This is a genomic window from Spirosoma litoris (assembly GCF_054776755.1).
On the sequence record NZ_BAAHBI010000052.1, the window covers coordinates 135049 to 144020 of the forward strand.

Here is an 8972-nt window from a genome sequence, read left to right on the forward strand (position 1 = left end):
TCAACGTTCGATTCGTAACGCGTACCTTTGGTGCAATCTAGTTCAACGTTTGAGTCAATAATCTGATGATTGCTCAATCTCCTAAACCAGCCGCCCAGCAACCGCAACCGTTTACGCATAAAATTCGCATCGTTACAGCAGCTTCGTTGTTTGATGGGCACGATGCGGCCATTAATCTCATGCGCCGACTGATGCAGGCATCTGGCGCTGAAGTCATCCACCTGGGGCACAATCGATCGGTGTCCGAAATTGTCGATTGCGCCATTCAGGAAGACGTACAGGGCATTGCCGTAACGAGTTATCAGGGCGGCCATCTGGAGTTTTTCAAATACATGTACGACCTGCTTCACGAATTGGGCGCAGGATACATTAAGATCTTCGGTGGCGGTGGTGGCACCATTTTACCCTCTGAAATCGAGGAACTTCATAGGTATGGAATCACCCGAATCTACTCGCCCGATGATGGGCGAGCGATGGGTTTACAGGGTATGATTGACGATTTACTCCGTCAGTGCGATTTTGACTTGCCGCCAATTACCCAAACTACGCAATCGCTCAATACCAACCAGATAGCCCGGCTCATCAGCACCGCCGAAAACTATTCGGATCAATTTAAACAATCGTCCTTTCACTCGTTTGCGCATTCACCCAAAGTTCTGGGCATTACGGGTACGGGGGGCGCAGGAAAATCATCTTTAGTCGATGAACTGGTGCTACGGTTTCTACGGACGTACCCAACCAAAACGCTGGCGATTATTTCGGTCGATCCATCAAAACGAAAAACGGGCGGTGCGTTGCTTGGCGACCGCATCCGCATGAATGCAATCAGTGCCCAGGTTGGAGAGCCCGGTCGAGTATATATGCGTTCGCTGGCCACGCGGCAATCGAACCTGGCGTTAAGTCGCTATGTACAGGATGCTATTGATGTTTGTAAAGCCGCTCAGTTCGACCTGATTATTGTCGAAACATCGGGCATTGGCCAATCGGACACCGAAATTACGGAACATGCCGACAAAACGCTGTACGTCATGACCGCTGAATACGGGGCAGCCACGCAGTTGGAGAAAATCGACATGCTTGACTTTGCCGATGTTATTGCGATCAATAAGTTCGACAAACGGGGTTCGCTGGATGCCCTCCGCGATGTACGCAAACAGTATCGCAGGAACCATAACCGCTGGGATGTACCCGATGATGAATTACCCATTTTAGGAACCATAGCGGCTCAGTTCAACGATGCGGGTATGAATGCCTTATTTGATCGGTTGATGAGTTTGCTGGGGGGAAATGGCACGGAGCAGGGAGCAGAGAGCGGGGCTAAAGAAGAGAACCGGGCACCCCGCTCCGAGCACCTGATCCAACAAGCCATCATTCCACCCGATCGGGTTCGTTATCTGGCCGAGATTGTAGAAGAAAGCCGTCGGTATGATCAGTTTGTACAGGAACAGACAACCATTGCCCGACAGCTTTACCAGCTTGATGGAGTCCTGAAACTTGTTTCTGACAGTTCGGATCAGGCTGAATTAAAACGAATTTCAGAGCAGCTCAGCACCAGGCTTCAGCCAGCTTGCCAGGCGCTGTTACAACAGTGGCCCGATATGCAAAAACGCTACGCGGCCGAGTTTTATGAGTTTAAAGTCCGGGACAAAATCATTCGACAGCCGCTCTATTCAGAAACCCTTTCGCACCTAAAAATCCCGAAAGTCAGCCTGCCGAAGTACAACGACTGGGGCGACATTCTGCGCTGGCTCCTGACCGAAAATGTGCCTGGTGAGTTTCCGTTCGCTGCCGGTGTGTTTCCCCTCAAACGTGAAGGAGAAGACCCCACACGCATGTTTGCGGGCGAAGGCGGACCAGAACGCACAAACCGCCGATTCCACTATGTATCAAAAGGGCTACCCGCCAAACGGCTGTCGACGGCCTTTGATTCGGTTACGCTTTACGGTGAAGACCCAGCTTTTCGTCCCGACATTTTCGGTAAAATCGGCAATTCAGGGGTCAGCATCTGCACCCTCGACGACGCCAAGAAACTCTACTCCGGCTTCGACCTCTGCGACCCGGCCACCTCGGTCTCCATGACGATTAATGGTCCCGCGCCTATGCTTCTGGGATTCTTCCTGAACGCAGCAATTGATCAGCAGTGCGAGAAGTGGCTGAAGGAGCAGGGGGCGCGGAGCGCGGGACAGGGCGTAGTCGATGCTTTAAGGAATTCCCCTGCTCCAGGCACCGGGCTCCCTGCTTACAACGCCCCCCTCCCCGACGGCAACAATGGTCTTGGCTTACTCTTATTGGGCACTACGGGCGATAAAGTTTTGCCCAAGGATGTTTACGAGCAAATTAAAGCCGATACGCTCCGGAAGGTTCGTGGGACGGTGCAGGCCGATATCTTAAAGGAAGATCAGGCGCAAAACACCTGCATTTTCTCGACAGAATTTGCCCTGAAAATGATGGGGGATATTCAGCAATACTTCACTGACAACCAGGTTCAGAATTTCTACTCCGTTTCGATTTCGGGCTATCACATTGCCGAAGCGGGTGCTAACCCCATTTCCCAGTTGGCATTTACGCTTTCCAATGGGTTCACCTTTGTTGAGTATTATCTGAGTCGGGGGATGCACATCGATGCCTTTGCGCCCAACTTATCGTTCTTTTTCTCGAATGGCATGGACCCGGAGTACACAGTTCTTGGCCGTGTGGCTCGGCGAATCTGGGCCAAGGCGATGAAGCACAAATACAAAGCCAACGACCGTTCGCAGAAACTAAAGTACCATATTCAAACTTCTGGTCGGAGTCTGCACGCGCAGGAAATTGCATTCAACGATATTCGGACAACGTTACAAGCGCTATTAGCCATTTACGACAACTGTAACTCGCTACATACCAATGCGTATGACGAAGCTATCACCACCCCTACCGAAGAATCCGTTCGGCGGGCAATGGCTATTCAGTTGGTGATCAATCGTGAGTTTGGTTTGACGAAAAACGAAAATCCATTGCAGGGCGCGTTCATCGTAGAAGAGCTTACTGATTTAGTGGAAGAAGCAGTCTATCAGGAGTTTTTAGCCATTAACGAGCGGGGTGGTGTACTGGGGGCTATGGAGCGGATGTATCAGCGTAGCAAGATTCAGGAAGAATCGATGTATTACGAAACGTTGAAACACAACGGCGATCTGCCTATTGTTGGTGTGAATACCTTTCTTGACCCGACGGGTTCGCCAACCATTATTCCCAGCGAAGTTATTCGCTCGACGGATGACGAAAAACGGTACGCCGTTGAATCGTGTAGGGCTTTTCAGGAGCGCAACCAGGTTGAAGCAGAAGCTGCTTTGAACAATTTACAGGCAACAGCTTTAGCGAATGGCAATATTTTTGAAAGCCTGCTGGAAGCCACCAAAGTGTGTTCGCTGGGCCAATTATCGAACGCGCTCTATGCGGTGGGTGGTCGATACAGACGAAATATGTAAGCAATAAATTAGTTAGAAATCAACAATGCAAAGTCTCAACAAGTTAGCCCGTTACCGTTTTTTATTGATTGCCCTATTAGGTCTGTCGGTGCTCACCTGCAAACAGAAAAAGGAAACAACGACAACCACCGAAGACACTAAACAACCCATTGCTTCGCTGACCAAGTCGACGTACACCCTTGGCGATACGATAACTATTCAGCTCAGTCAACCCTTGAACGAGGCCACCGTCTCACTCGATGATGTTGGCTCACCACTGGTCCAGAAATCCGCGAAGTCGCTTTCTATCCACTCTGGCTCTGAAAAAATAGGCCTGCATCAATTAATTGTCCGTGGTAAAACGGCCAATAACACGGTCAACGCCGATACACTCAGTGTTGAATTCTGGTCTGATGTTAATCCGCGCACCATTACCTACACGGTGCTCAAAACGTATCCACATCAGGCTAGTAGCTTCACCCAGGGACTTGAGTTTTATAAGGGAGCCCTGTACGAAAGCACGGGGCTGAATGGCCAATCGAAACTGATGCAGATTGATTTAACAACAGGCTCCACGATTAAGTCTGTGCCATTAGACAATCAGTATTTTGGCGAAGGCATTACCATTCTGAACGACCGGATTTATCAGCTCACCTGGACTTCGGGCGTTTGTTTCCAGTATACAATGGACTTTAAGCTCGCTAAAACGTTTGCGTACCCAACGCAGGGCTGGGGGTTGACCCATACCGATTCTACGCTCATTCAGAGTGATGGTTCAAACAAACTCTATTTTCTTTCGCCCGATTTCCAGCGTAAGGGCACACTTGCCGTTTATGACAATATGGGACCTGTTATGAATCTCAACGAATTGGAGTATGTAAACGGGTATGTGTACGCCAACGTCTGGCAAACCAATCGGATTGTTCAGATCGATATCAAGACCGGAAAGGTTGTTGGCAATCTGAACATGGAAGGCATTCGCCCAACGAACATCGATAAAGAGAATGTTTTAAACGGCATAGCGTTCCAACCCACCGAAAACGCGTTTTACGTTACGGGTAAAAACTGGCCGACGCTTACAAAAATCCAGTTTAAGAATAAGGATAAAAAACTGGTTGCCAGTCGTTAAACATTATCTGCCGCCCAGCTTATAATTCAGGCCTGCCTGTAGTTGCCAGAGTATCGTGTAACTGTCTACTTTCGAGCCAGGTGACACTGCCTGGTCTTGCGAAGTAAGGGCTAAATCAATCCGTAATGCTCGGGTGACGCCCATACTCAACCCGGCACTCATTGAACGCGTGTAGATCAAATGGGGGGTGCCATCACCAAAAATATACGACCCACTTGTTGACGTAATAACCTGTCCACCAATGACCTGTGTCTGCGTAGTTGTGCGACTATCGGACCCTGAAAGTGTACGCTGCCCAATTTGACAGGAGGCTGTCAGGAAAGGGGAAATACGAGTACGGGTTAGCTGGTAGCGAACCATAGGGCCTACCGAATTGATCATTTCCCGAACCTGATCAAATCCTTCCTGACTTATGGTACCAGTTACCCCAAGCAGTAACTTATTGGCGACAAAATACCCGCCATATGGATGAACTGTGAGATTACGACCAAACCATACCCCCTGGGAATAGCCAGCCTGCACCCCAACCAGCCAGGAACCTCGCGCAAACGGTTGGGAATAGTTGACTGGTACTTTTAGCAATGGAGTTTCCTGCGCCCGAACATAGTTAGATAAGCATACTAACAGAAGTAGTAGGATTTTTTTCATGATGTGTGTGTTTCCCCCTTAACGCTTACTTCCGATACTCGTCGTGTAAACTATTTATTATAAGGCACTTCTTTTTATACATGAGACTCCCGATACCAAGTAAATTATGGCAAAAACGTCCCTAGGTTCTCTCTTCTCCCGCGCTGGACTCGATTGGTTTATCTTCGCTTTACTAGCCATGATCGGCCTGGCCAAACTCTGGCCCGATCCGGGTATCCAACAGGGATTATTTTCATTATCTACCCTGGCCACCTACGGCGTTTCGTTGATTTTCTTCTTTTATGGCTTAAAATTGAATTTCAACCAGTTGCGCGAAGGACTACGAAATCATCGACTTCACCTGGTTATTCATCTTACCACCTTCGTCGTATTTCCGGCGGTTGTACTGGCTGCCCGCTCGCTGTTGCTAACACCAGATACTGAGCTACTTTGGTTGGGCATTTTCTATGTGGCAGCCTTACCTTCAACGGTTTCATCATCGGTGGTGATGGTTTCTATTGCGGGCGGAAACCTGCCGGCTGCGATCTTCAATGCCAGCATTTCCAGCTTGATTGGTGTATTCATTACGCCCGTCTGGATGAGTTTTTTGCTAGCTAATACCACTGGACAATATGACCTCGCCGGTGTAATTGGCAAGCTAACCCTTCAGGTTATTCTGCCGGTCGTACTTGGGCTTTTACTGAATAAGCGCCTGGGCTGGCTGGCTTCCCAATATAAAACAGCACTCCGGTATTTCGACCAGTTCACCATTTTACTCATTGTTTACACAGCCTTCTGCGAATCGTTTGCCCTTCATTCATTCGAGCAGATTTCAGCGAGCGATCTGCTTTGGCTTGCCACTCTGATGCTGGCACTGTTCTTTCTCATTTTCGGACTCATCACATTCCTCAGCCGACTCCTGAATTTTAACCGGGAAGACCGGATTACGGCATTGTTTTGTGGTTCCAAGAAATCGCTGGTGCAGGGTAGTGTGATGGCAAATGTCCTGTTTCCGGGCAGTATGGCAGGCATAGCGTTACTGCCGATCATGATTTATCACGCGCTCCAACTCATTGTTGCGAGTATTCTGGCACAGGCGATGGCTCGGCGACAGGCTGAAAAAATTGAGGTCATTCAGAAGTGATTCAGCCGGGTTCGACGGACCAAAATGGGCATTCGACCAGATGGGCCTACAGGCCGATTAAACGCCATTAAGTGGTTTGCTTCTAAGCATCAGTAACGCACAATTAAACACATACTGATCATGAAAACGACACTCATTTCCGCTATTGCCCTTTTTAGCTTAGCTACTACAGTAACTTTCGCACAAGGCGTATATTCGAAACCATTTAACAACAATCGGCCTGGCCAGCCACAAGTTCAGGCTCCTCGCTTTGGCAACAACGACCAGTTTCAGGATGATCTAAAAATCGATCAACTGGATAACATGGTAGGCCTATCTTTCAAACAGGAAAAAGAGCTGCGTAAAATCGAGAACAACTATGATCGACTCATGGCTAATCCTCGACAATCCTTCGACGCCAAACGTCAACTCCAATTACGCAAACGTCAGGATATGCTTGCCGTTCTAACATCGGCCCAGCGCAATCGGTTGTTCGCCTATCAATCGCAGCCAACGAATCGATATAATAAAAATCAGCCAGTGCCTTATGGCCGTCGTGGCTAGTTTTGGGATATACCACAGATACACAAAGACCCCAGAGAGTTTTTTACATTCTCTGCGGTCTTTGTGTTTATACCATTTCATACGAATACGGGTAGTTCTAAAAAAACGGACCAAATTCGTCATTTGAAATAAAAATCAGTCTCACATACTCAGCTAACATGTGAGATTTTGGGTTTGATTCGTGAGACGACATTTTGAGACCGAATCCTATTCGGATTCTTCGTAGAAGGATAATCCTAGTCTCCATCTCAAGAATAGGGCGTTTAAAGAGATGTAGGGTAATGGTCGGGCTTACCTAGATATAACTATATTCACCACCGTATAATCAAATCAGCTTTATCGTGTTTGGCTGTTTTATCCTTTCTGTTGCAGAAGTTACCGCAAAGTTGTAGTCTTGCCAGTACAAGTGATGATATGCTCGCAAAGATAACCTACGCTTAATGATAATATGCTGATTACTAATTAATTAATATTAAGCGTTTTTGCGTACAATAGTATGTTGGGTGTTGCCAAAAGCTGAAAAACAACGTAGTAAGTCAGCTCCGGTTGACAGCAGAAAGGTAGTGACAAGGCAACTTTAGGCTCGTTGGGCGGCTCTGTGTGACAGAGGGAGCGTACCGATTAGGCCGGATTTAATTGGTCGGACAGGCTTCGGTTGACAATTGAACATCTCAACAGACTGACTTTGCTTTGTTAGGCGGCTTCCGGCTGACAAAGGGAACGTTACCAAACTCAAATTTTGACAGTAATATATGACCTTCGACATTGACAATCTAGTATCAAAATACAAGGATAAAGACTTCATTGATATTGTAGTTGAGTTAACTAAAGAAGTTCAACACCTTGATAATCTGTGGAAGAATCATCACAAACATAAGGAAGTATCAGCTTACGAGCTTGAGCGATACAGAAAGTACGCGGGTGATTTTTTATATTTCATGAATACCGGCGGAACGCCAGCTGGGATTGGCCTGAATGGATTAAGGCATTTTTTACCCGTCATTAACAACCTTGTTGAAAAGAAGCAGTTTAAGCCGGACGTTTTAGACCGGTTTCAGTAGAATTAACGGCATGTCATTGTTCTTTCTCAGCTTTAACGGGCAGCGTTTCGTGTGACAGGAAGCACGTCCCGAGGGAAAGCGAGCAGCCCAACCAAATGAGGATGTAAAGGTTGAAAGTCTTGTTGTTCAGGCACGTAGCGTTATCATCCATCAGCCCTCATGGTCGTTGGGTGAACAGCCAAAAAGTGTTCGTTTGGCGGGTTCCGGGCGACAGTGGAGCCGCCCCGACAGACAAGCTTTGGGTTCATTGGTGGGTTTCGGTCGACACGAGAAACGTCTCGTTATGGAAATTATGATTGTTAGGCATCTTTCGTGCGACACAGGAAACGCCCCGCTTAGGTAAGTTTTATGAACCGTATCGTACTCTTTCTATTACTGCTAACAGCTTGCGAATCAACAAAAAAAGAAGCTGACACTGTACCAACACGGTTAGCCTTACTTCGGTATAAACCTATTCCCTTTGAACCAACTCAAGCCGAATTGGCATTGGCGCATCGGCTAATTCTGAAACGGTTAGCCATTTACAATGCCGAACAAGCGGCTAAAAATGCGGATAGCTATTTTGAGCCAGATAGTCTTCAGTATCATTACGATTTACTCAATTTTGAGCAGTACTATAAGCAGTGTACACCGGAGTTGAACAGTAAGGGCGAGAAGATTCTGTTTTTTTACTGTATGTGTGAAGTGGACAACTATCAGACCCCAAAGTATGATTGGCGCAAACATCCGATCCGGGTTCATGATGGGGGGAGTTGTTTTTTTGCCATCTCTGTTAATCTGACGAGGGAGGTTGTGTTTAATTTTGGGGTTAACGGAGAAGCATAGTTTTCGCTCCGCGTTGGGCAGGCTTACCGTCGACAGGCAGCACGTCCCAGATGGAAGGCGGGCAGCCCAACCAAATGAGGGTGTAAAGGTTGGGAGTCTTATTGTTCAAGGACGTAGTACTATCATCCATCAACCCTCATGGTCGTTGGGTGAACAGCCAAAAAGTAGGGCTCGTTTGTGGGCTTGCGGTCGACAGTCAG

The 8972-nt window shown here is 47.7% G+C and carries 7 protein-coding genes; 6 read left to right on the forward strand and 1 reads right to left on the reverse strand.

All coding sequences use genetic code 11. The features are described from left to right. The first annotated feature begins 65 nt into the window (after positions 1-65). Both ACYVGR_RS28465 and ACYVGR_RS28470 read left to right on the forward strand, forming a co-directional pair. A complete protein-coding gene (locus ACYVGR_RS28465) occupies positions 66-3464 on the forward strand; it encodes a methylmalonyl-CoA mutase family protein (RefSeq protein ID WP_460963225.1) in 3399 nt (1132 codons plus the stop codon). Positions 3465-3489: 25 nt separating this feature from the next. Continuing rightward, positions 3490-4572: a glutaminyl-peptide cyclotransferase gene (locus tag ACYVGR_RS28470; protein WP_460963227.1), complete on the forward strand. Its 1083-nt coding sequence runs from the start codon at positions 3490-3492 to the stop codon at positions 4570-4572. 3 nt (positions 4573-4575) lie between these two features. On the opposite strand, the gene ACYVGR_RS28475 is transcribed toward ACYVGR_RS28470, so the two are convergent. Beyond that, complete coding sequence (locus ACYVGR_RS28475) at positions 4576-5220, reverse strand: hypothetical protein (RefSeq protein WP_460963229.1); 645 nt, start codon at positions 5218-5220, stop codon at positions 4576-4578. A 106-nt stretch (positions 5221-5326) separates the two neighbouring features. On the opposite strand from ACYVGR_RS28475, the gene ACYVGR_RS28480 reads away from it, so the two are divergent. The 4 genes from ACYVGR_RS28480 to ACYVGR_RS28495 all read left to right on the forward strand — a co-directional run bounded on the left by ACYVGR_RS28480 (position 5327) and on the right by ACYVGR_RS28495 (position 8772). Then, positions 5327-6343, forward strand: a complete 1017-nt coding sequence (locus tag ACYVGR_RS28480) for a bile acid:sodium symporter family protein (protein ID WP_460963232.1) — start codon at positions 5327-5329, stop codon at positions 6341-6343. A gap of 120 nt (positions 6344-6463) precedes the next feature. Further along, complete coding sequence (locus tag ACYVGR_RS28485) at positions 6464-6886, forward strand: hypothetical protein (RefSeq protein WP_460963234.1); 423 nt, start codon at positions 6464-6466, stop codon at positions 6884-6886. 752 nt (positions 6887-7638) lie between these two features. After that, positions 7639-7947 (forward strand): hypothetical protein, encoded by a 309-nt coding sequence (locus ACYVGR_RS28490; protein WP_460963236.1) that lies wholly within the window; start codon positions 7639-7641, stop codon positions 7945-7947. Between the two features lie 348 nt (positions 7948-8295). Further along, on the forward strand, positions 8296-8772 hold the full coding sequence (locus ACYVGR_RS28495) for a hypothetical protein (protein WP_460963238.1): 477 nt from the start codon (positions 8296-8298) through the stop codon (positions 8770-8772). The last annotated feature ends 200 nt before the right edge of the window (positions 8773-8972 follow it).